Annotated in this window: 21 protein-coding genes; 19 read left to right on the top strand and 2 right to left on the bottom strand. The window is 64.0% G+C overall.

Annotation, left to right across the window (positions count from 1 at the left end; all coding sequences use genetic code 11):
- Nucleotides 1–44: 44 nt before the first annotated feature.
- The 5 genes from greA to WC509_00710 are packed head-to-tail and all read left to right on the top strand — an operon-like array spanning nt 45 to nt 4,380.
- On the top strand, nt 45–512 hold the full coding sequence (greA, locus tag WC509_00730; protein ID MFA5005983.1) for a transcription elongation factor GreA: 468 nt from the start codon (nt 45–47) through the stop codon (nt 510–512).
- 45 nt (nt 513–557) lie between these two features.
- Nucleotides 558–1,244: a 5'-methylthioadenosine/adenosylhomocysteine nucleosidase gene (locus WC509_00725; protein MFA5005982.1), complete on the top strand. Its 687-nt coding sequence runs from the start codon at nt 558–560 to the stop codon at nt 1,242–1,244.
- On the top strand, nt 1,241–1,852 hold the full coding sequence (locus WC509_00720) for a YgjP-like metallopeptidase domain-containing protein (protein ID MFA5005981.1): 612 nt from the start codon (nt 1,241–1,243) through the stop codon (nt 1,850–1,852). The genes WC509_00725 and WC509_00720 overlap by 4 nt, the downstream gene beginning before the upstream one ends.
- A gap of 1 nt (nt 1,853) precedes the next feature.
- Complete coding sequence (locus tag WC509_00715; GenBank protein ID MFA5005980.1) at nt 1,854–3,677, top strand: YgiQ family radical SAM protein; 1,824 nt, start codon at nt 1,854–1,856, stop codon at nt 3,675–3,677.
- The gene (locus tag WC509_00710; protein MFA5005979.1) at nt 3,670–4,380 is read left to right on the top strand and encodes a hypothetical protein; all 711 of its coding nucleotides are present in this window, start codon (nt 3,670–3,672) and stop codon (nt 4,378–4,380) included. Before WC509_00715 ends, WC509_00710 begins: the two co-directional genes overlap by 8 nt.
- 51 nt (nt 4,381–4,431) lie before the next feature.
- Here WC509_00710 and WC509_00705 read toward each other — a convergent pair whose 3' ends face one another.
- Complete coding sequence (locus WC509_00705; GenBank protein ID MFA5005978.1) at nt 4,432–5,793, bottom strand: MATE family efflux transporter; 1,362 nt, start codon at nt 5,791–5,793, stop codon at nt 4,432–4,434.
- A gap of 152 nt (nt 5,794–5,945) precedes the next feature.
- On the opposite strand from WC509_00705, the gene WC509_00700 reads away from it, so the two are divergent.
- The 8 genes from WC509_00700 to holA are packed head-to-tail and all read left to right on the top strand — an operon-like array spanning nt 5,946 to nt 13,188.
- Nucleotides 5,946–6,503 (top strand): YqeG family HAD IIIA-type phosphatase, encoded by a 558-nt coding sequence (locus WC509_00700; GenBank protein MFA5005977.1) that lies wholly within the window; start codon nt 5,946–5,948, stop codon nt 6,501–6,503.
- 5 nt (nt 6,504–6,508) lie between these two features.
- Nucleotides 6,509–7,627, top strand: coding sequence for a ribosome biogenesis GTPase YqeH (yqeH, locus tag WC509_00695; protein MFA5005976.1), 1,119 nt, complete (start codon nt 6,509–6,511; stop codon nt 7,625–7,627).
- The gene (gene yqeK / locus WC509_00690) at nt 7,627–8,211 is read left to right on the top strand and encodes a bis(5'-nucleosyl)-tetraphosphatase (symmetrical) YqeK (protein MFA5005975.1); all 585 of its coding nucleotides are present in this window, start codon (nt 7,627–7,629) and stop codon (nt 8,209–8,211) included. Before yqeH ends, yqeK begins: the two co-directional genes overlap by 1 nt.
- Complete coding sequence (gene rsfS / locus WC509_00685; protein MFA5005974.1) at nt 8,208–8,555, top strand: ribosome silencing factor; 348 nt, start codon at nt 8,208–8,210, stop codon at nt 8,553–8,555. Before yqeK ends, rsfS begins: the two co-directional genes overlap by 4 nt.
- Nucleotides 8,533–9,222: a class I SAM-dependent methyltransferase gene (locus tag WC509_00680; protein MFA5005973.1), complete on the top strand. Its 690-nt coding sequence runs from the start codon at nt 8,533–8,535 to the stop codon at nt 9,220–9,222. The genes rsfS and WC509_00680 overlap by 23 nt, the downstream gene beginning before the upstream one ends.
- Before the next feature lie 45 nt (nt 9,223–9,267).
- Nucleotides 9,268–10,053 (top strand): SLBB domain-containing protein, encoded by a 786-nt coding sequence (locus tag WC509_00675; GenBank protein MFA5005972.1) that lies wholly within the window; start codon nt 9,268–9,270, stop codon nt 10,051–10,053.
- Nucleotides 10,022–12,220, top strand: a complete 2,199-nt coding sequence (locus WC509_00670) for a DNA internalization-related competence protein ComEC/Rec2 (GenBank protein ID MFA5005971.1) — start codon at nt 10,022–10,024, stop codon at nt 12,218–12,220. The genes WC509_00675 and WC509_00670 overlap by 32 nt, the downstream gene beginning before the upstream one ends.
- Complete coding sequence (gene holA / locus WC509_00665) at nt 12,217–13,188, top strand: DNA polymerase III subunit delta (GenBank protein ID MFA5005970.1); 972 nt, start codon at nt 12,217–12,219, stop codon at nt 13,186–13,188. Before WC509_00670 ends, holA begins: the two co-directional genes overlap by 4 nt.
- Before the next feature lie 71 nt (nt 13,189–13,259).
- Here the strand turns inward: holA and rpsT are convergent, their stop codons facing one another.
- Nucleotides 13,260–13,523, bottom strand: coding sequence for a 30S ribosomal protein S20 (rpsT, locus tag WC509_00660; GenBank protein MFA5005969.1), 264 nt, complete (start codon nt 13,521–13,523; stop codon nt 13,260–13,262).
- 186 nt (nt 13,524–13,709) lie between these two features.
- On the opposite strand from rpsT, the gene WC509_00655 reads away from it, so the two are divergent.
- The 6 genes from WC509_00655 to typA all read left to right on the top strand — a co-directional run bounded on the left by WC509_00655 (nt 13,710) and on the right by typA (nt 23,651).
- Complete coding sequence (locus tag WC509_00655) at nt 13,710–17,786, top strand: EAL domain-containing protein (protein MFA5005968.1); 4,077 nt, start codon at nt 13,710–13,712, stop codon at nt 17,784–17,786.
- A gap of 37 nt (nt 17,787–17,823) precedes the next feature.
- Entirely contained in the window at nt 17,824–19,995 is a 2,172-nt protein-coding gene (locus tag WC509_00650; protein MFA5005967.1) for a hypothetical protein, read from the top strand.
- A 181-nt stretch (nt 19,996–20,176) separates the two neighbouring features.
- Nucleotides 20,177–20,479 carry a DUF5668 domain-containing protein gene (locus WC509_00645; GenBank protein MFA5005966.1) on the top strand — a complete coding sequence of 101 codons (303 nt, stop codon included), beginning with the start codon at nt 20,177–20,179 and terminating at the stop codon, nt 20,477–20,479.
- A 1-nt stretch (nt 20,480) separates the two neighbouring features.
- Nucleotides 20,481–20,849, top strand: coding sequence for an HIT family protein (locus WC509_00640; GenBank protein ID MFA5005965.1), 369 nt, complete (start codon nt 20,481–20,483; stop codon nt 20,847–20,849).
- A 68-nt stretch (nt 20,850–20,917) separates the two neighbouring features.
- A complete protein-coding gene (locus WC509_00635) occupies nt 20,918–21,790 on the top strand; it encodes an RluA family pseudouridine synthase (GenBank protein MFA5005964.1) in 873 nt (290 codons plus the stop codon).
- A 28-nt stretch (nt 21,791–21,818) separates the two neighbouring features.
- Nucleotides 21,819–23,651 (top strand): translational GTPase TypA, encoded by a 1,833-nt coding sequence (gene typA / locus WC509_00630; GenBank protein ID MFA5005963.1) that lies wholly within the window; start codon nt 21,819–21,821, stop codon nt 23,649–23,651.
- The last annotated feature ends 34 nt before the right edge of the window (nt 23,652–23,685 follow it).

The following is a 23,685-nucleotide window of genomic DNA, read 5'->3' as shown; positions in this document are numbered from 1 at the left end:
CAATTGTGATATAATCTAGTCACGAACCCCAAAGGAGAACAACCATGGACAATACATTCAAGATCACCGAAAAGGGACTCGAGGAACTGATCGCCGAACGCAAGAAGCTGACGGACGTCGACCGCAAGAACAACCTCGAGGCGCTCAAGGAAGCCCGCGCCCAGGGCGACCTCTCGGAAAACGCCGACTACGACGCCGCCCGCGACGAGCAGGCCCGCATCGAAGCCCGCATCAAGGAACTCGACAACATCATCAAGAACGTCGAGATCATCCGCGAATCGAACGCGAAGGTCGTCGCCATCGGGAAGACGGTCACGATCCGGTTCAAGGGTCGTCCCGAGGACGCCTCCTACACGATCGTCGGCCATCTCGAGGCCAACCCGATGCAGCGCAAGATCTCCAACGAGTCCCCGATCGGGAAGGCGATCATGGGTCTGAAGCGCGGCGCCAAGGTCACCTTCAAGGCCGAAACCGGCAAGGAAGTCAGCGTCGAAATCGTCGATATCAAGTAGCGGAACGCACCCGTTTCCGCTTTTTTTCTCAAAGGAGGGGATCCCATGGTCGGAATCATCGTCGCGATGGACAAGGAACTCGCCGGGTGGCTCGACGCCGTCGCGGTTCGCGAGATCGTCCGCGTCGCCGACAAGGCCTTCTATCTCGGCACCTGCGAGGGCACCGAACTCGTCATCGCCCAGTCGGGCGTCGGGAAGGTGAACGCGGCGATCACCGCCGCGCTCATGTGTTCGCGCTATCAGGTCGACTATGTCGTCAACACCGGCGTCGCCGGCGGCGTCTTTCCGTCGCGCACGGGCGACCTCGCGGTCGCGACCCGCGTCCTCTACGCGGACGTCGACGTCACCGCGATCGATCCCGTTCCCTACGGGCAGATGGCCGGAGAGAAACTCTACGCCCTCGCCGATCCGGCGCTCCTCGAGCGGGCCGCGCGGATCCTCGGACGCCTCGGAATGCCGCATCGCTTCGGCACGATCGCCTCGGCCGACCGCTTCGTCACCGACCCGGCCGTGCTTTCGCCGATCCGCGCCCATACCGCCGACGTTGTCGCCGTCGACATGGAGTCGATGGCGGTCGCGCACGCCGCCGAGGTCTTCGGCGTCCCCTTCGTCGTGATCCGCGGGATCTCCGACGTGATCGACGCCCCCGGCCAGGTCGACGGCTACCGCGACGTCGCCGCCGCGATCTGCGCGAACACGGCCGCCTTCGTGCGCGCCTTCCTGCGCGGATGAAAACGCTGCTTTCGGTCGGCGGAGAACTCGTTTTCTGCGAACTCGTCGTCAAACCCAACCGGAACGCCTATCTGCGGCTCCGTCCGGACGGATCGATCCGCATCACCGCGAACGCCGCCTTCGGCCCGGCCCAGGTCGAGGCGTTCGTCGGGAGACACGCGCAACGGATCCTGCGCGCCCGACGCGAGATGCTTGCGAAGGACCGGCTTCCCGACGGCACGATCCGGCTCTGGGGAGCCGTCGTCCCGCGTCCGGCCGACTGGTCGGAGGCGTCCTACAAGGCCGAGATCCTGAAGGCTGCGGCCGATGCGACGGCTGACCTGCCGACGGCGCTGTCGACGCTCGTGCCCGCCGGCGTCCGCTTCCGCGCCCGGCTGATGAAGACCCGCTTCGGGTCGAACGCGCTCCAGACGCGGACGATCACGATGAACACCGCGCTCGCCCGTTTCGACCGCCGCTACTTCGACGCGATCCTGATCCACGAACTCTGCCATTTCGCCCATCCCGACCACGGGGCGGGCTTCTACCGCACGCTGCTTTCGCAGGTTCCGGAGTACCGGCGCCTGCGCCGCGAACTCGGAACGCTGTTCCGCCGCATGGAGGTCTGACATGCCGTTTCTGCCGATCTCGAGGAAGGAAATGATCGAAGCGGGGATCTCGGTCCCCGATTTCGTGTTCGTCACGGGCGATGCCTACTGCGACCACCCCTCTTTCGGCACGGCGATCGTCGCCCGCATCCTCGAACGGCACGGTTACTCCGTCTGCATCCTTTCCCAGCCGTCCGTGGACGATCCCGAGGCGTTCCTCGAATTCGGCCGCCCGCGGCTCGGATGGCTTGTCAACGCCGGCGTCATCGATTCGATGGTGAACCACTACACGGTCTCCAAGAAACGCCGCGCGACCGATGCATACACCCCCGGCGGGGCCATGGGAAAACGGCCCGACCGGGCCGTCATCAAGTACGGCGAGGCGATCCGGCGGATCGATCCGGAAGGGTCTGTCGTGATCGGCGGGATCGAGGCGTCGCTCCGGCGACTGGGTCATTACGACTATTGGGACGACAAGGTCCGAAGAAGCATCCTGCTCGATTCCGACGCCGATCTCCTCGTCTATGGGATGGGCGAGAAGGCGATCGTCGAGATCGCCGATTCGCTCGCCTCCGGCCTGCGCGCCCGGGACCTGACGTGGCTCCGCGGCACCGTCTGGAAGACGGCCGACGCCGCGATCCTCCCCCCCGACGCGCTCCGCCTGCCCGACTACGAGGCGATCGTCGCCTCGAAGAAGACCTACGCCGAATCGTTCATGGTCCAGTACGAGAACACCGATGCGGTGGTTGCCAGACCGCTCGTCGAGAAGTGCCGGGACGTCCATGTCGTCCAGAATCCGCCGGCGCCGCCGCTTTCCCGCGACGAACTCGACGCCGTCTACGAACTGCCGTTCATGCGCGACGTCCACCCCGCGCTCGAGGCGAAGGGCCACGTCGCCGCGATGGACGAGATCAAGATGTCGATCGCGATCAACCGCGGCTGTTTCGGCGGCTGCTCGTTCTGCGCCTTGACGATGCATCAGGGACGCGTCGTCCAGTCACGGTCGAAGGCGTCCGTCGTCGCCGAGGCCGAACGGATCGTCGCCGCGCCCGACTTCAAGGGGTACATCCACGACGTCGGCGGTCCGACCGCCAATTTCAACCGACCCTCCTGCGACCGGCAGGCGGAGCACGGCGTCTGCCCGAAGCGGCAGTGCCTGCATCCGACGCCGTGTCCGAACCTGAAGGTCGATCACGGCGAGTATCTCGACGTCCTTCGGACGCTGCGCGCGATGAAGGGCGTGAAGAAGGTCTTCATCCGGAGCGGAATCCGCTACGACTACCTCCTCTACGACAAGGACGAAACGTTCTTCCGCGAACTCGTGACGCATCACGTCTCGGGTCAGCTCAAGGTCGCGCCGGAGCATGTGAGCGACCCGGTACTCGACGCGATGGGCAAGCCGAAGAAGGTCCTCTTCGACCGTTTCGTGTCCACCTTCGAGCGGTTGTCGCGCGAAGCCGGCAAGGAGCAGTATCTCGTCCCCTACCTCATGAGTTCGCACCCGGGATGCACGATCCAGGACGCCGTCGTCCTCGCCGAGTACGTCCGCGACCTCGGCCACGATCCCGAACAGGTCCAGGACTTCTATCCGACCCCGGGGACGCTTTCGACCACGATGTTCCATACCGAACTCGACCCGCGGACGATGAAGCGCATCTACGTCCCGCGTTCGCCGCACGACAAGGCGATGCAGCGGGCGCTGATCCAGTACCGCGCGCCCAAGAACCGCGAACTCGTCCTCGAGGCGCTCGAGAAGGCGGGTCGGACCGACCTGATCGGATTCGGACCGAAGTGTCTCGCGAAGCCGCGGGAAGCCGGGCGCGGGAAGGGACGCGACCGTGCCTGACCGCCATCGCGAGACCGTGTCGCCCTACCGCGACCTCGCCGACTTCCAGAGGCTTCTCACCGACGCGTCGGTCCACGACGACGAACGCGTCGGTCAGGGTTACGACGCATTGAAGGAGCGCGGCTACTTCTGGGTCGCGGTCCGCGTCGCCGCCGGATTCCGAAGGCTTCCGGACGGGAGACCGCTTCAGATCGAGACCTGGGCGACGCCGCCGGCCGCGGCGTCGATCGACCGCATGTACCGTCTATCGGACGGTTCGGGCACGTTCGCCGAAGGCGTCGCGCGCTGGGCGCTCGTCCGCCTCGCCGACGGCCGGCCGGTCCGCCTCGCGGAAACGCCCGGACTCCTCGAACCGCGGCGTTTCGAAACCGAAGACGCCTATCCGGCCGGGTTCGGGACGCTCGACTTCGACCTCGAGGAACCCGATCGCCCGATCATGGTGCCCGCGTCTGGCATCGATCGCAACGGCCATCTCAACAATGCCCGCTACTGGGACCTCGTCTTTTCCGCCGCAGCCGCCGCGGGACTTCCGACGGAACCCGTCGCCCGTCTTGAGATCGCCTACCGGAACGCGCTCTTCGCCGGCGAGACCGCGCTCGTCCGCCTGCGCCGCGAAGGAGACGGGATCGCATTCTGCGCGCACGTCGTACGCTCCGGCATCGCGGTCCGCGCCTTCGCCGGGCGCTATGCGCCACGTCCATGAAAAAAACCGCATCTCCGGATCCAGACACGATCCGCGGATGCGGTTTTTCCTTCAGGCGTTGCGGCGGACGAGCGAGAGCGTCTTCCACTTCCCCCTGCGCCAGCGGAGCGTGAGGAAGATCGCGCGAAGCAGCTCGTCGAGGGCGATCGCGATCCAGATGCCGGCAAGACCGAGTCCGGCCGTGAAGCAGAGCAGGTAGGCGACCGGGATCATCGTCGTCCACTGCACGACGAGCGCGAGGTAGAGCGGGAACCGCGTGTCGCCGGTGGCCTTGAGACTCGTGCCGACCACCATGTTCTGGGAACGGGCGAGCTGGAGGAAGATGTCGACGAAGACGATCGTCTTCATCAGGCGGATGATCTCGGGATTGTCGGTGAAGAGGCCGCCGAGCGGGCCGATCGTGAAGATCAGAAGGGACGAGACGAAAAGGGTGGAGATCAGTCCGACGGTCCGGCTGAAACGGACGACCCTGACCGCGCGGTCGGGTTCGCCGGCCCCCATGTGGTGGCCGACCATGATGGTCGTGCCGCCGGCGATCGAGGCGGCGGTCGCCCACGTGAACATCGCGATCGTCTCGTAGTACGACTTGGTCGTCACGGCGACGGTGCCGACGACGGCGACGAAGCCGGTGATGACGAGCTGCGATCCGGTGTAGGAGAGGTTTTCGGCGACCGACGGGGCGCCGACCTTGAGGATGTCGCCGAGGATTTCCTTTGGAAACGGACGGAAGATCCGGAAGGACACCTTCACGTCGATCGAGCGCAAGAGGAAGATGGCCAGAAGGGAGAAGTAGACGAGTCGGGCGACGAGGCCGCCGATCGCCGCGCCGGCGACGCCGAGGGCGGGGATCCGGAGTCCCGGAACGCCGAAGATGAGCAGGTAGTTGACGCCGAGGTTGACGACGTTGGCGAAGATCGACGCGACCAGCCCGACCTTGGTGTAGCCGTGGCTGAAGATGATCTGCGACATCGAGAACGAGACCGCCTGGACCGCGAAGCCGGCCGCGGTGATGAGCGCGTAGGTCTTCCCGTAGGCGAGGAAGGTTCCTTCGAGGTTGAGCCATGAGAGGAAGGTCTCGGCGAAGACGGACAGCACGATCGTGCCGAGGACGCCGAGGAGGAAGGCGACGAAGATCGCCATCCCGCCGAGCCGCGCGGTCTTCTCGTACAGCTTCGCGCCGACGTACTGCGCCATCAGGATGCCGGCTCCCGTCGAGACGATCATGAAGACGAGATGGAACATCGCGACGACCTGGTTGGCCACCGAAATCGAGCCGGCCGCATCGTCGGAGAAGGCGGCGAGCAGGATCGTCGAGACGTTCCCGATGAGCATCACCAGCAGGGTCTCAGCAAGCAGCGGCCACGACAGTCTCAACAGTTCGTTTCGTTCCGACGTCAACAGCTTTCCGGACATGTCCCCACCCCGCTTCCCCATCCATTATATCACGCTTTCCGACCCCCGCAAGAGCCGTGCGCCAAAAGACCCGAGACGGACCCGCGGGTCGAAAAAATTGGACAGAAGACGATTTTTTGGGTATAATATGAAATAGCATCCGGAGGTTCAGAATGGCACTCATTTTCTTCAAACGGGCGTATTTCCGGCCGGACGATTACCGCAGAACCGTCTTCGACATCGATTACGACCATTGGCAGGAAACCGGCGTGCGCGTTCTGTTCATCGACGTCGACAACACGCTCGTCCCCTACGACGAGACGGTTCCCGGTCCTGCGACCGCCGCGCTCCTGAAGCGGCTTTCGGCGTCGTTTCGGATCGTGCTGATCTCCAACAACCACGAACCGCGCGTCCGGACCTTCGCCCAAGCCGTCGGACTGCCTTACGTCCACGGCGCGAAGAAACCCTTCCGGAGCGGCTTCCGCCGCGCCGAAGCGCTGGCGGGCCGGCCGGACCGCAATGCGGTCCTGGTGGTCGGCGACCAGTTCATGACCGACGTCTACGGCGGGAAACGGATGGGGTACCGCGTCGTCGTGGTCGACGCGATCAAACGCAAGACCGAACGCTGGTTCACCCGCATCAACCGGACACTCGAACGGCGGGCGCTCGCCGACCTGAAGCGAGCGGATTCCGCCTTCCACGACGGATTGCATCTTGGGGAGAAGAGGTAGACTCGATGGAAGAACTGTTCTGTTTGGGCTGCGGCGCGAGAATCCAGAGCGTCGACAAGAACCTGCCGGGCTTCGCCTCCGAAAAGGTCCTGGCGGAAACCGATCCGAAGCGGCTGCTCTGCCAGCGCTGCTTCCGCATCCGCAACTATTCCGACGCGATCACGCTCTCGCTTTCCAACGACGACTATCTGACCGTGATCGACAAGATCAGCCGCGAGAACGCGCTGATCGTCAAGATCGTCGACATCTTCGACTTCTCCGGATCCTTCGTTCCGGCGATCAAGCGTCTCACCGGCAACCACGACGTGATCCTCGTGGGCAACAAGATGGACCTTCTGCCGAAGAACGTGAAGCAGGACAAGATCCTCGGCTGGCTCAAGCAGATGCTTTCGATCGAAGGCTTCACCGTCCTCGACAGCATCCTCATCTCGGCGAAGTACGGCAACAACTTCGACGATCTGATGGAGATGATCTTCAAGTACAAGGGGCACCGCAACGTCTATCTCGTCGGCTCCACCAACGTCGGCAAGTCGCGCATCATCAACCAGATCCTGCGCCGGTACATGGGCGCCGACGCGGACATCGTGACCGTCTCGTCCAACCCGGGGACGACGATCGGCCTGATCGGCTTCCCGCTGTCCGACGGAACGATGATCTTCGACACCCCCGGCGTCATCAACAAGCACCAGTACACCCACTACCTGACGCGTCCCTCCTACAAGATGACGGTCCCCAAGAAGGAGATCAAGCCGCTCGTCTTCCAGCTTTCGGAAGGCCAGACGCTCTTCTTCGGCGGCCTCGCCCGGATCGACGTCGTCTCCGGCGAGACCGGCGACCGGATCAACGTCGTCACCTATTTCGCCAACACCCTGAACGTCCACCGTACGAAGACGGAGCGCGCCGACGAGATCTTCGCGACCAAGATGTACACGCTTCTGACGCCGCCCTTCTCGGAAGAGGAGAAGCTGCCGAAGTGGGTCTATCACGATTTCAAGATCCGCGACAACCTGAAGTACGACATCGTCTTCTCCGGACTCGGCTTCGTCACTCTGCGGGGTCCCTTCAACGTCCGCGTCCACGCCCCGTTCGTGGTCGGCGTCTACGTCCGCCCGGCGATCATCTGATGGATCGCTACGAGGAACTGCTTCCGCTCGTGCGGATGCGTTTCGAGGCCGCCGGCAAGACCCGCCGCTTCCGCCACGTCGAAGGCGTCGTCGACACCGCCGCGGCGCTCGCCGAACGCTTCGGCGCCGACGTCGTCAAGGCGCGGCTGGCCGCGCTCCTGCACGACGTCGTGAAGTACGAGGACGCCGCGACGCTCCGCCGCCGGATCGACATCCGCTACGGCCCCGCCGAGGCGGACCGCTGGCCCGAGCAGCTCTGGCACGGCCTCGCGGCCGTCCAGTACGCCGAGAGCGAACTCGGGATCGACGATCCCGACGTCCTCGCGGCGATCGAGAACCACAGCGCCGGCCGTCCCGGCATGTCGACTCTCGAGAAGATCGTCTTCGTCGCCGACTATGTCGAACCGCATCGCGATTTCGACAACGCCGCGATCCGCGCCGTCTGTTTCGAGGACCTCGACCGCGGCGTCGCGCTCGTGCTTCGGGAGACGAACCGGATCCTGTCCCGCACCGGCTGGAAACGCGCCGAACGCGGCGACGCCGCCTGGGCGGAATACCGCCACCTATTGGAGGGGAACGAATGAGTTCAATGCTGGAACGCGTCGCCACGGCCTTGTCGGGGTTGAAACTGCAGGACATCCGCATCTGGGATTTCCGCGGCTTCTCGCCTCTCTACGATTACGTCGTGCTCGCCACCGGAAACACCGAGCGCCAGGTCGCCGCGTCCGTCCGCCACCTGTTCGACGCGGTCCCGGAGATCGAGGTCAAGAAGGTCGAGGGCGCGGAAGACGCGCGCTGGATCCTCATCGACCTCGGCGACATCATCGTCAACGTGATGCAGAAGGACGAACGCGCCTATTACCAGCTGGAGAAGCTCTTCATCCAGCGGGAGGAAGTCAGGATCGATGGAATCGACGATCGGCTATGACAATCTGGCGACGTTCTACGACGCCTTCATCGACCAGAAGGTCTACGACAGCTACCTCGACCTGCTCGACAAGTACACCGTCCGCGGCACCCTGCTCGACATCGGCTGCGGCACCGGAAACCTGTCGGTCGAACTTGCCGCGCGCGGCTACGAGGTGACCGCCACCGACCTCGCCGAGGAGATGCTTTCGATCGTGCGCTACCGCGCGAACGAACGGGGCGTGCCGCTCCGGATCTACCTCTACGACATGCTCGACCCGATCGCGGAACGCTTCGACGCGGTGATCGCCTCGATGGACGTGATCAACCACCTCTCCGACCTCGAGGACGTGAACTTCGGCTTCATGAACATCTACGACGCCCTGAACGAGAACGGCGTCTTCATCTTCGACATCCTCTCCGCCGAATACATAGACGCCCTCGACGGCTATTCGGAGGAGGACGAGGACTTCCACTTCCACTGGCGCTGCGACCGGGGCAAGACCCTCCACAGCATCGTCCACACCGTCACCCTGCATCTTCCCGACGGCGAGCGGGAGGTCCGCATCTACGAGGAGACCCATCCGCTCGAGGAATACCTCGCGATCGCGTCCCGGGTCGGCTTCACCGTCCTCGAACGCGTCGACATGCCGGAACGATCGATCGTCGTCCTGCAGAAATCCAAATAGCAAAACAGACCCGCACGGCGTAATATGTTCGACGAGGTGATCCCATTGATCGCATTCGTCAAACGCTATGCGGGTTTTCTGTTTCTTCTATTGTCGGTCGGCGGCCTGATCGTGCTGAGCCTCGATGTGGTCGACGCGTCGCCCGTCGCCGCGGCCGTGACGACCACCTCGGCCGCACCCGCCGCGACGTCCGCCGCCACGACATCGCGGGCCGTCTACGTCGTCGAGGTCCGGGGCGAGGTCGACATCCCCGGACGTTACGTCCTCGCCGGCGACGCCACCGTCGCCGACGCGATCGCGCTTGCCGGCGGCGCCACCGCGACCGCCGACCTCGACCGCGTCAATCTCGCCAAGGCCGTCTACGACGGGATGGTCCTGGACGTCCCGGGCGTCTTGGCGCCGACCCCGGCCGCCTACGTCTACGTCGACGTCAAGGGGGCGGTCCGCTACCCCGGGGTGTACCGCATCGCCGCCGACCTCCGTGTCGTCGACGCGGTGATGCTGGCGGGGGGATTGACGGAATCGGCCGACACCGCCTCGATCAACCTCGCTTCCGGCGTCGCCGACGGAATGATGATCGTCGTTCCGACCGCGTCCGCGGGCGGAACCGCGACCACCTCGACGGACAATGCGGAGGATGGAAAGATCGACATCAACACGGCGACGGTCGAAGAACTCGACACGCTCTACGGCATCGGCTACATCCTCGCCCAGCGGATCATCGACTACCGCGCCGAGAACGGGCCGTTCGCGTCGATCGAGGAGATCATGAACGTCGCCGGCATCAAGGACAGCGTCTATGAGAAGATCAAGGACGACATTCGCGTCTGAGAGCGGGAACTACGTCCATCTCGGCATCGCCGCCGTCCTGGCGCTGCTTTCCATCCGGCATGCGGTCTCGCTGCCGTTCCTTTTCGCCGAGTTCCTCCATCTCTGGAAAAGAGCGCGCCGGATGTTTGTCGGCGCGCTCTTCGTTTCCGCCTTCCTCGTCGTCCGCGCGGCGATGGACGCGCAGTTGCCGGAGGCGATTCCGACATCGTTCTCGGGCGTCGTCCTTTCCGTCGAGGAGGATCGGTACGTGGTCCGGACGGATGCCGGCAGGCTGCTCGTCTTCCACGACGGAAGCGTCGTCGTCCGCCCCGGGGACGAGGTCGTCGTCGCGACGCGGTCGTCCGGGTTCGAACCGCGCTCCGTCGAGCACGGCTTCGACTACGGCACCTACCTGCTCGGACGCGGGATCGCGGGAACGTGCCGCGCCCGTTCGACGACGGTCACGGGGCATCGGTTCGTGCTCGGGGCGATCCCGTATTTCCTTTCGGCCGACGCCGACCGGCGCTTCGACGGCGACGCGCGCGTCATGGTCGGTCTCTTCGTCCTCGGCGACGCCGACGCCCTCTCCCCGGAACTGCAGGAAACGGGTCGCGACCTCGGCGTCTCGCACCTCTTCGCCGTCTCGGGGATGCACGTCGGCGCGATCGCGCTGTTCCTCGAAAGACTGCTCGCGCGCCTGCACGCTTCCAGGACGGCGACGGCCGTCGCGATCGGCGTTTCGCTCTTTTTCTTCGCGGCCGTCACCGGCTTCTCCGTTTCGGTCGTGCGCGCCGCCGCCACCTATCTCGCGCTTGCGGTCGCGAAGCTGACCCGCTTCCCGCTGCCGCCCGCGGACGCGATCGCTCTCACGGCGGTCGGCGCGCTTTCGGTGCATCCGTTCGCGCTCTACGACGTCGGTTTCCAGCTCTCCTACCTCGTGGCCTTCGCGATCATCCTCGGCGGCGGCCTCGTCGTCGCGTCCGATCCGGTCCGCCGGACGCTGTCGGTGACGATCCTGGCACAGGCCGTCGCGATGCCGATCCTGCTCGAACTGAACGGCGCGCTGTCGCCCGTCTCGATCCCGGCGAACCTGGTCTTCGTCCTGTTCGTCGACCGTTTGGCGGTCCCGCTGTCCTTTTTCTGCTGGTTCGTCCCCGCCGCCGAGGGGGTGCTCGACCTCGCCGGCAGGGGCTTCTTCCTCGCGCTCGAGGCGGTCGGACGCGTCGATCTCGCGATCCCGTTCAACCTGTCCTCCGACCTCGCCAAGGCATTCTACTGGATCGGGGTCGGCCTGATCCTGGTCCGCCTGTCCCGCAAGCGCCGGATCGGTTTGTCGCCCTTGGTCGCGCTTCTGGGAGCCGCGCTTCTGTCGCTTTCGCCGCGGTTGCCGGGAACGACGGTCGTGAAGGTCCTCGACGTCGGACAGGGGGATGCCACGTACATCGCCGCAAGCGGCTGCCGGATGCTCGTCGACACGGGTGCGCCCGACGCCTACGACACCGTCCTGGAGTACCTCCTGAAGGAAAACGTCCGACGCCTCGACGTCCTTGTCCTCACCCACGGCGACAGCGACCACGACGGCGAGACGCGCGATCTCGACGCCGTCCTCGAGATCGGCGCGATCGTCTCCGGCACGGAGCTCTGTCCGGACTGCCGGGCGGATGAGCGGATCGTCGCCGCCGGCGAGATCCTCGCCTGCGGAACGCTTCGCTTCGAGGTGCTGAACGCGGGATCGGACGACAACGACGGGTCGGTCGTGCTGGACGGAATGATCGGGTCGGACCGCTGGCTCTTCATGGGCGACGCCGGCACGAATGTCGAACGCCGGATCGTGTGGCCGGACGTCGACGTCCTCAAGGTCGGCCACCACGGGAGCGACACCTCGACCACGCAGGAGTTCCTCGACTCGACGACGCCGTCGGTCGCGGTGATCTCCGTCGGGCGCACGAACGGCTACGGGCATCCGCACGCGGAAGTGCTCTCGCGTCTGACGGCCGCCGGCGCCGCGATCCTCCGCACCGACCGGCTCGGAACGATCACCTTCACCTATCTCCCCGGGGGGATCCGCATCCTCGGAAGCCGATCCGAGGACGACCGCTTCGCGCAGGCCGCGGGGAAGCTCGTCCGCGTCGCCTCGGTGTTCCTTTCGGACCGCCGGCGTGGTATAATAGGTCCGGTGATAGGATGAACGGAGTCGTGACCCTGCTTTACGGACCGGACCGCATGCCGCTCCAGTCGAAGACCGAAGACCTGTTCGCCGCCGCGGGAGTCGATCCCGCCGACGTCGAATCTTTCGACATGGAGGAGACGACGGTCGACGAGGCCGTCGCGGCGGCGATGACGATCCCGTTTCTGTCGGAGAAGAAGGGCGTCGTCCTGCGCAACGCCTACTTCCTGGCGGCGGCGCCGAAGCCGCAGAAGGAACCGGAACACCACCTCGAACGGCTCCAGGAGTATCTCGCCCATCCGAATCCGACGACGGTCCTGGTCGTCCAGGTCGTCACCGAGAAGCTCGATTCCCGCAAGGCGCTCGCGCGCTTGTTCACCGAGAAGGCCACGGTCGTCGAATGCCTGCCGGTCCGCAAGGAAGACGCCTATGCGGTCGCCCGCAGGCGCGTCGAGGAGGCCGGGCACACGATCGACGCCGATGCGCTCGAGGAGTTCGCGATCCGCACCAAGGAGTCCGAGGGGATCGCCAGAAACGAGCTCGACAAGCTGATCCTGTTCGCCGGCAAGAAAGTCGCGATCGACGTGAAGATGGTACGGAGCGTGGTCACCAAGAACGTCGAGGACAACGTCTTCGACCTGGTCAACGCCTATCTAGCGAAGGACGCCTGGAGCGTCACGTCGACGCTTCAGGACCTCTTCAAGACGGGCATCGACCCCGCGAGCGTCGCGACCCTGATGGCGAGCAAGTTCCAGGAGATCCTGTACGCGAAGGAACTGCTCCGGACGGGGGCGCGGTTCGACGACGTCATGAAGTACTTCGGCGCGTCGAAGGGACGGACCTACTACATCATGAAGAACGCCAACGAGCAGAAGGACGACTTCGTCCTCGACCGGCTGGCGCGGCTCGAGGAACTCGACTTCGGGATGAAGAGCGGCACGATCGACAAGCGCGTCGGTCTCGAGACGTTTCTCTACCAATACGAATGAGGAGCCGGAAGGCTCCTTTTCCATCACGAAAAAAAGCCGCCCTTGGGCGGCATTTCGTTCGGATGCGGATTTCAGTTCAGCGTGTTGACCTTGACCGACAGGCGGGATTTCTCGCGGGAGGCGAAGTTCGCCTTGTGGATGTTCTTCGCGACCGACTTGTCGAGTTTCTTGTATGCGAGGGCGAGCGCGCTGGCGGCGGCTTCCTTGTCGCCCTTCGCGACGGCGAGTTCGACGTTCTTCATCGCGGTCTTGAGGGAGGTCTTGAACGCGGAGTTCGCCTGACGCTTCTTCTCGCTGGTCAGAATGCTTTTCTTCGAAGATTTGATGTTTGCCATGGATGTCACCTCCATCGATATCAGCGTTCTTATTGTATCAAATCCATCCCTAAAATGCAAGAAAGAGTTTCCACTTTTTTTCATTCCGCGGCGGCGCCATTTTCCCCAATATGCGGTATTTCCCATCGCGAACTGTGATATAATGATTTAATAGATGGCAAATGCTGCGCGCTCGGGAGTGTTGACATGACGGAAACCTACAGGCATCATTTTCAAGGGATGTGCGATCGCCTGAACTACAACTGCGTCGTATTCCGGAAGGAAACCGGTGAGGTTTTGGCGTACCGCGGACAACACGCCGAGGACGACCTGCGTCCCGTCACGTGTTCCGTCAACATCGACTACGAATCGATCCCCGCGGAGAATTCGCGCGTCTTCTACGGTCTGACCCTCGCCTTCGACAAGCGCGTCCAAATCGTCAGCGGTTCGGTCAGCCTGATCGACGTCGACGGCGGCACGCTCGTGGTCGTGTTCTTCGACGCGCGCATCTCCACCTTCCGCGACAACCAGCTTCCGCGCATCTTCTGGAAGGATGCCCAGGGGGTCTATCGCGGCCACAGCGACTACGTCCCCTACGAGAACGACCTGAAAGAGACAATGGTCGGGAAGACCGACGCCGAACTGTTCCCGAAGCGGCATACCGCCGAGTATGACCACAGCGACAGGGCCATCCTCGAGAAGGAAGTCTGCTTCTGGGATATGATGGGGAAGATCAAGGCGAACGTCTTCACCACCCTCGTCAAGATCGAGAAGTTCCCCTACTATTCGCTCGACAACTGCCTTCTCGGCATCCTCATCGTCTACTGGCCGGTCAACGAGTCGATCGGCGCAACCGCGGACGATGACGACATGAAGCAGATGCAGGCCCTCATCAACCGCGCGCTTTCGGACGCGCACGTCTACCTGATCGTCAACAGCGTCGGCGAATCGACCCGGATCGAGTACTACAGCGACAACCTGAACCATCTCGGCTACGATTTCGAGATGTTCATCGACGGCCGGATGACGCTCAAGGACATCATCTATCCGCCGGATCTCGACCGCTATCTCGTCGAGGTGAAGGAGATCCTCTATTCGCGGCGTGAATCGTATTCGACGACGATCCGGCTCTTCAACGCGGCGAAGGACGTCGTCTGGGCGAAGATCTCGCTCTCGCCCCTGCTCGGCGACAACAACCGGATCCGCAAGGTCGCGATGATCCTGCAGTTCCCCGAAAGCTATCAGGACGAGGGTTTGAACTACCAGCGGTTCATCGCCATCGCCAATCGCACGCATACGGTCTACACCGTCCGCAATCTCGGCGACCCGTACCATTTCGTCGTGGTCACCGACAACGTGAGCCAGTTCGGCTATTCCGCCCAGGAATTCACGATCGGGAAGATGCAGTACCGCGAACTCCTCCACCCGTCCGACCTCGAGACCTACCAGCGCGAGATCGGCGACCTCGTCAACCGGCGGATCCGCCAGACGGTCCTCGAGTATCGCGTCGTCAACCGGAAGAAGCAGCATTTCTGGGTCAAGGAAAGCCTCTTCGTCCTGAACGTCGGCGGCATCGAATACCTCGAATCGGCGATCACCAACGTCACCACGACGAAGAACGCGGTCGACCAGTTGCGCACGCTCGAGCCGACGCTTCCCGAAGGACCCGTCCCCGATTTCAACCTGATGACGGCGATCCGGCACGTCGACCTCGCCTCGCTGCTTCGCTCGTTCTCGGAAAAAAGCGGCGTCGGCGCCCTCCTCTTCAACAATTCCGGCGGCCTGCTCTGGGAAACCCGCGAGAACGTCAAGACGTGGGAGATCATCCGCGAGAGTCTCGACGACTACGAATCGCTCGCGCTCACCCCGGTCCTGAAATCGCGTTACGCCGACCTCGCGCTCGCGGTTCATCCGGTCGAGCGCCACGGCGCGCGTCTCGGCTCGCTCCTCCTCTTCGGGCGCCTGAACGGCGTCCGCGAAGGCGTCCGTCTGGTGAACGACCTCGGTCTTTTCCCGCCGTTGTCCCCCGGCCAGCTCGAAGGCGTCTACCGCTACGCCGGCATCGTCGCCGACAACGTCGCCGCGATGATCGAGGTCGCCGCCGTCACGACGCTCGAGATCCACGCCGATTCCTCGCTTCGCGGTGACGCCGACCGGCAGCGCCGCATGACCGACGTCTATCTCGAAATCAGCGAACCCGCCGTCGCGGCCTCCGGGCTTCGCGAGGCCTTCCGGCGCATCGCCCCGACGATCGGCGGCGCGGTCCAGCTCTCGCGCATCTCGCTCTTTTCGCTCGAGGCCGAGGGTCGGTTCGATCTCGTCGAGGAATGGTATGACGAGTCGATGCCGCGGATCGGACGCGAGTCGCGCGGAAACCTCCTTTCCGCGACCTTCCTCGCCGATTGGAACATCGGCGAGGCTCCGATCTTCGTCGTCAACGATTCCGATCTCGTGACGGATCCGACGGGGACCCGCGAGAACGCCCGCGCCGCCGTCGGCGTCCGCATCATGAAGGGCTCCGTGCCGTGGGGGCTGGCGGTCTTCGTCGACAACCAGTCACGACGGACCTGGACCGAGGACGAGAAGATCTTCTTCGAAAGCGTCGGGATCCTCCTGCACGGCGCACTCGAACGCGAACTTGCGTCGGGACGGAAGGGCGGACACCGCACCGACTTCGTCAAGGTGCTCGACTCGCTTCCCAGCGCAGTCGCGATCGTGAACGAAGACAATGCCGCGATCCTCTACGCCAACGCCTTCTTCTCCGACCTCTTCCTGCGCCGCGAGATGACCGCGGGCGGACTGCGCGGCGAAGCGTACGTACGCTCCTTCCTCGCGGCCGAACCGACCGCGAAGGCGATCAAGGAACTGTATCTGAAGGAAGTCGACCGCTGGTTCATCGTGAACCGCTCGCCGATCGACTACGAAGGCGCGCAGAACGCGGAACTGGTGATTCTGACCGAAATCACCGCCAACAAGAAGACGCAGGAGACGATCTCGTCGCTCGCGTACACCGACGTCCTCACCGGTCTGCCGAACCGGTCGCGCTTCGAGGCCGACCTGAAGAAGACCTTCGAACTGAGCCCGGCGATGTATGCCAACTCGTTCGTCGGCATCCTCAACATCGACAACTTCAAGCTGATCAACAACATGTACAGCTATTCGTTCGGCGACGCGCTCCTGAAGACGATCACGATCCACCTGAACAAGATCCCGGAGATCCAGGGCAAGATCTACCGCTTCGGCGGCGACGAGTTCTCGTTCCTCGTGAAGAACCTCTACGGGGAACAGGTCTACGAGGTCGCCCACAAGGTGATGCGGCTGTTCGAGGCGCCGTTCTACATCGACGGGTACGAGACCGCCTGCACGGTCTCGCTCGGCATCGCCTTTCTCACCGACACGAACAAGGATCCCGACGATCTGATCCGCAAGGCCAACCTCGCCCTTTCCGATGCGAAGACCAACGGCAAGAACAAGTTCGTCCTCTTCGACGTCAGCCTCCAGAAGTATCAGGAGGATACCGTCAGCCTCGAACGCGCGCTCAAGGGCGCCGTCGACGAGGGCTGCGGCGAATTCAAGGTCTTCTACCAGCCGATCGTCGACGCGAAGACGGGCAAGATCACCGCGGCCGAAGCGCTCGTGCGCTGGTTCTCGGACGAATACGGGTTCGTGAGCCCCGTCAAGTTCATCCCCGTCGCGGAACAGACCGGCCTCATCATCCCGCTCGGCAAGCACATCCTCAACACCGCCGTCAAGGAGGCGAAGAAGTGGCTCGACTACGGCCTCGACATCGCCGTGTCGGTCAACTTCTCGGTCATCCAGATCCTCCAGACGGATCTCGTCCAGACGCTTCTGAAGGCGCTCCAGACATATCGTCTGCCGGCCAAGAACCTGATCTTCGAGGTCACCGAGAGCCTCGCCGTGGACGACATCCAGAAGATCATCGAGATCCTCACGGCGGTCCGCCAGATCGGCGTCCGGATCGCGATGGACGACTTCGGCACCGGCTACTCCTCGCTCAACCATCTGCGGCGGATGCCGCTCGACATCGTCAAGATCGACCGCAGCTTCATCTTCAACATCGAGTTCGACCCCTACACCGTCTCGTTCGTCGACACGATCGCCAAGTTCTGCCACATGAAGGGGACCCGGATCTGTTGCGAAGGCATCGAGAACGAGACCCAGAAGGCGCTCCTCAAGGGCGTGATGGTCGACCATCTCCAGGGCTACCTCTTCGGCAAGCCCGCACCTGCCGAGGAATTCTGGAAGCGTCTGACCCACGAATGACCGGTTCCCCCATCTTCCGCGAAAGGATCTGATCCGCATGTACGTGATCGAAACGGCGGGCTTCCAACCCGACGACATCGTCAAGAACGGCAACCAGTTCACGGTCGCGAACGGGGTGTTCGGCTATCGCGGGACGCTCGAGGAATATCGCGCCGAGGATCTCGTCCAGCTGACCATGGGCGGCGTCTACGACCGCCGCCGTGACGGCTTCGAGGAAGCGGTGGCCTTCTTCAATCCGCTCTACACCTACCTCCGGATCAACGGAGAGACGCTCCATCCGCGCCGTTTCCCGCCCGAGAAGCACGTCCAGACGCTCGACATGGAGAACGGTCTGCATGTTCGCCGCACCGTCTTCCAGGTGGAAGGCGCCGACGTAAGCGTCACCGCCGAGCGCTTCCTCCCGGCGCAGGCGCCGTCCGCGATCCTGCTTCGGTACCGCTTCTCCGTCAACCGCGACGTCGACCTCGAACTCTTCACCGGCACCGACACCAAGGTCGCCGACGGGCGCGGACCGCATCTCGACTATCCGCGCTTCCTCTCCGAGGACGACATCCATACGGCGATGGCGCCGCTGCTCGACGGCCGCGGCTTCGTTTCCGTGAGCGAGACGGCGACCCTCTCCGCCGAGTACGAGTACGACACCGTCATGATCGAGGCCATGCCGCTCCGACGCTACCGCTTCCGCGCCGAGGCCAACCGGACCTACACGCTCCTGAAGGTCGCCGCCGTCGCCTACGGCGTTCAGGATCCCTCGACGACGACCGTCGCCGCCGTCACCGCCTTCCGGTCGGCGTCGTTCGACGAAGCCCTTTTGAAGAGTGCGGAACTCTGGCGTCGGCGCTGGGACCGCGCCGACGTGCTCACCCCCGACAATCCCAAGCAGCAGGCGGCGATCCGGAGTTCGATCTGGACGCTGCTCGCGAACCGTCCGTCGACGCCGCTGTCGTCGGTGCCGATGCGCGGACTCGGCTGCCAGGGCATGCAGGGCGCCGTCTCCTGGGACACCGAACTCTGCCTTCTGTCCTTCTACCTGAACACCGATCCCGAGGCGGCGCGCAACCTTCTGCTCTATCGCTTCCGAACGCTGCCGGGTGCCCGTGCGAAGGCCGCGTCGATCGGCTGCAAGGGAGCCTTCTTCGCCATGCAGAGCCTTTCCGACGGCTCCGAGGCCGTCGTCTCCGAATCCGAATCGCTTTCCGCCGCCGACCGCGAACGGATCGCCCGAACCTCGATCTACACCTCCGGCGTCGTCGCCTATGCGCTGATGGCCTACTACGCCCGCGTCCGCGACGACGAGATCATGGTCAACGGGGGACTTTCGCTTCTGCTCGAGTGCGCCCACTTCTACGCCACCCGCTTCACCGCCGAACCGGAACGGCGCCGGCTTTCCGCCAAGGGCGTCACAGGACCCGACGAATACCATGCGGAAGTCGACGACGACGCCCTCACGATCCGCCTCGCCGTCTTCACGATGGAGTCGGCGATCGAGGTTCTGAAGGCGATCAAGCTCGAGAATGCGCCGTTCGTGAAGAAACTCTTCGAAGCCAACGGCTATGCCGAGGCGGTCGACGCGATCAAGGCGGCGCTTCCGGCGATGCCTTCGGTCAAGGTCGGTTCCGACTTCCTGATCGAGCAGTATCCCGGCTACCATGCGCTCGAAGACGCGTCGATCAAGGACGTCAAGAAGCGGATGTCGCATCCGAGCGAATACCTCGGCGGCCCGAAGGGCGTCGCGACGTCGACCAAGATCATCCGCCAGGCGGACGTCGTGATGCTCCTTTCGCTCTTCGAATCCGAGTTTTCGCGGATGGTCAAGAACGTCAACCTGCAGTACTACGAACCGCGCACCGAACGCGGCACGCCGCTCTCCGGCGCCTTTCACGCGATCCTCGCGGCGGCGCTCGGGAAAGCCGAGTCGGCGGTCCACTACCTGCAGAAGTCGGTCTCGGCGAACACGACCTTCGAGGGTCGGCAGTTCGTCGACAACCTCTTCGTCGGCGGCACCTACCCGCTGGCCGCCGGCGCCGCCTATCTTTCCCTCACCGCCGGATTCTGCGGATTGCGCGCGAAGGACGGGTACCTGATGTGCGACGCGCGGCTGCCGGATTCCATTAAGGAAATTTCCTTCCGGGTGTCGCAGTTCGCCAACGTCGCGAACGTCGTCGTCAAGAACACCGGCGGCAGGATCACCTGGGAACGGAATGCGTGAAACGGGGCTCCGGCGTGCCGGAGTCCTTTTTCATCGCGGGCGCTTCTGGCGGCGTTTTCACGCGTTCCGCGGTTGACTTTCGCCTGGGTTGGGTCTATGATATTCTAGGCGTTCCCTGCGCATGCGCGTTGCGTTGACATCGAGCGCGTCGTAGGGTACAATGAATCGGGGAGTGATGGACATGAACAAGGACAACAAGCGACTTCTGGCGGGGATCGCCCTGATCGCGATCGGCGCGATGGTGCTGGCGGATCGCATGGGCTGGCTCGTCTTCGATCCGTTCTTCAACGGCTGGTGGACGCTGTTTCTGATCATCCCGGGCATCGTCTCGATGACGAAACAGGGCGTCCGCGTCGGCAACACCCTGCTCGTGGCGGTCGGCGCGATCCTCTTCCTGCAGGAACAGGGCGTCAACCTGACCGGATACATGCTCGCGATCGTGCTCGTCGTCCTCGGCGTGGTCACGATCGTCAAGAAGAACTGACATGTGCGTCTTCTGCGACGTCCAGGGCAAACGTCCCGTCATCTACGAGGACGACCTGGTGTTCGCGATCGAGGACGCCTTTCCGGTGTCCTTGGGCCATACGCTGATCATTCCTAAGCGGCACGCCGAGACCTATTTCGACGCCACCGAAGCCGAACGCAAGGCGCTCGGCGACGCCGTCGTCAAGATCCGGGAGATCCTCGACGCGAGGCATCGTCCCGACGGCTACAACATCGGCGTGAACTGCGGCGCGGCCGCCGGCCAGACGGTCATGCATCTGCACGTCCACGTGATTCCGCGGTATGCGGGCGACGAGCTCCATCCGCGCGGCGGCGTCCGCGGCGTGATCGCATCCAGAAAAAGCTACTAGCGTCCCTCGGGGGACGATCGTGTCCGACCGCGCGTCGGGCATTCGTTTTTATGGAGAGGAGGGATCCCATGGACGTCCTGCGGTTTCGAATCGACGGCCGGTTCGCCGGCATGACGCCTGCGGAGTTCCTTTCCGACTTCGCGCTCGCGAAGGCGAAGGCGTCCCGCATCTTCCGCCTGGGCGCCTTCCTCGTGAACGGCCGTCCCGCCGACCCCGCGGCGACCCTCGTCAAGGGCGACGTCGTGACGATCGACCTCCGTCCGTTCGAGGGCCTCGATTTCGTCCCAGAATACGGCGACGTCGCCGTCCTCTACGAAGACGACAGCGTCCTCGTCGTGGACAAGCCCGCGGGCATCATCGTCCATCCCGACGACAAGGCGAAGACGGGCACCCTCGTCAATCTCGTCGCCGGTCATTTCGAGCGTCAGGGACTCGACCGCAGGGTCGGTTACCTGCACCGCCTCGACAGGGACACGACCGGCTGCCTGCTGGTCGCGAAGGACTTCCTCGCGCATGCGAAACTCGCTTCCCAGTGGGACCACGAGACCGTGACGCGCAGCTACCTCGCCCTCGTCTCGGGAAGGTTCCGAGACGCTTCGGGCACCGTCGACCTGCCGCTCGGCCGCGACCGCCACGTCGCCGGCCGCCATCGCGTCCATCCGGACGGCGAACGCGCCGTGACGCGTTATCGCGTCCTGCGTCAATACGACGGCTACGCCGCCGTCGCGCTGACGCTTCTGACCGGCAAAACCCACCAGATCCGCGCGCACATGGCCCATCTCGGCCATCCGCTCCTCGGCGATTCCCTCTACGGAGGCGAAACGGCAGGGATCGCGCGGACCGCGCTCCACGCGGAGACGATCGCGTTTCCGCATCCGATGACCGGCGAGAAGATCGAGGTCATCGCCCCCCTGCCATACGATATCGCCCGGCTGATGTGAACGACCGGGCGCCTGAAAGGACCCCTTCATGAACATCAGAAACGTTGCGATCATCGCCCACGTCGACCACGGCAAGACCACCCTCGTCGACGGGCTTCTGAAACAGTCCCATTCCCTGCGCGAGAACCAGCACATGGACGAATGCGCGATGGACTCCAATCCGATCGAGCGCGAGCGCGGGATCACGATCCTCGCGAAGAATACCGCGATCGACTACGAGGGTCATCGCATCAACATCCTCGACACCCCCGGCCACGCCGACTTCGGCGGCGAGGTCGAGCGCATCATGAACATGGTCGACGGCGTCCTCCTCGTCGTCGACGCCTACGAGGGCACGATGCCGCAGACGCGGTTCGTGCTCAAGAAGGCGCTTGAGGCCAAGGTCAAGCCGATCGTCGTCATCAACAAGGTCGACCGCTACGCGGCCCGTCCCGACGAGGCCGTCGACCAGGTGCTCGAACTCTTCATCGAGCTCGGCGCCGACGACGACCAGCTCGATTTTCCGGTCGTGTATGCCTCCGGCATCAACGGCCAGTCGAGCTACGTCCCCGAACTCAAGCCCGAGGACGACCTCCGGCCGCTGCTCGACACGATCCTCCGGGTCGTCCCGGCGCCGGCGACGGATGCGGCTTCGCCGCTGCGCTTCCAGCCGTCGCTGCTCGACTACAACGACTACGTCGGCCGCATGGGCATCGGCAAGATCATGCAGGGGACGATGAAGACCAACCAGATCGTCAGCTGCGTCCGTCTCGACGGCTCGATCAAGGAATTCCGGATCCAGAAGCTCTACGGGTTCCTCGGACTCGAACGGATGGAGATCGAAGAGGCCTACGCCGGCGACATCGTCGCGATCTCCGGCCTGCCGGACATCTATGTCGGCGAGACCGTCTGCAACGTCGGCCTCGAGGATCCGCTGCCGCTGATCCGGATCGGCGAGCCGACGGTGCAGATGACCTTCGGCACGAACACGAGCCCGTTCTCCGGCCAGGAAGGCAAGTTCGTCACCTCGACGAAGATCGACGACCGTCTCTATCGCGAGACCCAGAAGGACCTCGCGCTCCGCTTCGAGCGGATCGGCGCCTCGGAACAGTGGGTCGTCTCCGGCCGCGGCGAGCTCCATCTCGGGATCCTGATCGAGAACATGCGCCGCGAGGGCTACGAATTCCAGGTCTCGCAGGCGAAGGTCATCGTCCGCACGATCGACGGCATCCAGTGCGAGCCGTTCGAGACCGTCCAGATCGATTGTCCGTCGGAAAGCGTCGGCGCGGCGATGGAACTCCTCGGTTCGCGCGGCGGGATCGTCCAGTCGATGGATTCGAAGGAGAACCAGACGCGGATCAACTACGTCATGCCGTCGCGCGGCCTGATCGGCTTCATGACCGACTTCCTGACGGCGACGAAGGGCTACGGGATCCTGAACCACACCTATCTCGAGTACCGTCCGATGGTCGCCCTGAACGTCGGTCAGCGCAAGCTCGGCGTCCTCGTCGCCGTCGAGGAGGGCCTCGCCACCGCCTATTCGCTCGGCGGCCTCGAGGAGCGCGGGACGATGTTCATCGACCCCCGCACCCGCGTTTACGAAGGCATGATCGTCGGCGAGTGCAACCGCGAGAAGGACCTCGCGGTCAACGTCGTCACCGAGAAGAAGCAGACCAACACCCGCTCCTCGGTCAAGGACTTCACCGTCGTCCTCAAGCGGCCGCGCAAGATGACCCTCGAGATGTGCCTCGACTACATCAACGACGATGAACTCGTCGAGGTCACGCCGAAGTCGATCCGCATGCGCAAGATGATCCTGACGACCGACGAACGCAAGAAATGGGACATGCGCCGCAAGCGCGGAACCGACGTCGAAGAATAGAAAAAGCGCCGATGCGGCGCTCCCGAATGTTGTA

This window comes from Candidatus Izemoplasmatales bacterium (assembly GCA_041649275.1).
Taxonomy (GTDB): Bacteria; Bacillota_I; Bacilli_A; order Izemoplasmatales; family Hujiaoplasmataceae; genus UBA12489.
Note: the sequence above shows the minus strand (reverse complement) of the source record. Positions and strands in the feature narration are given on the sequence as shown.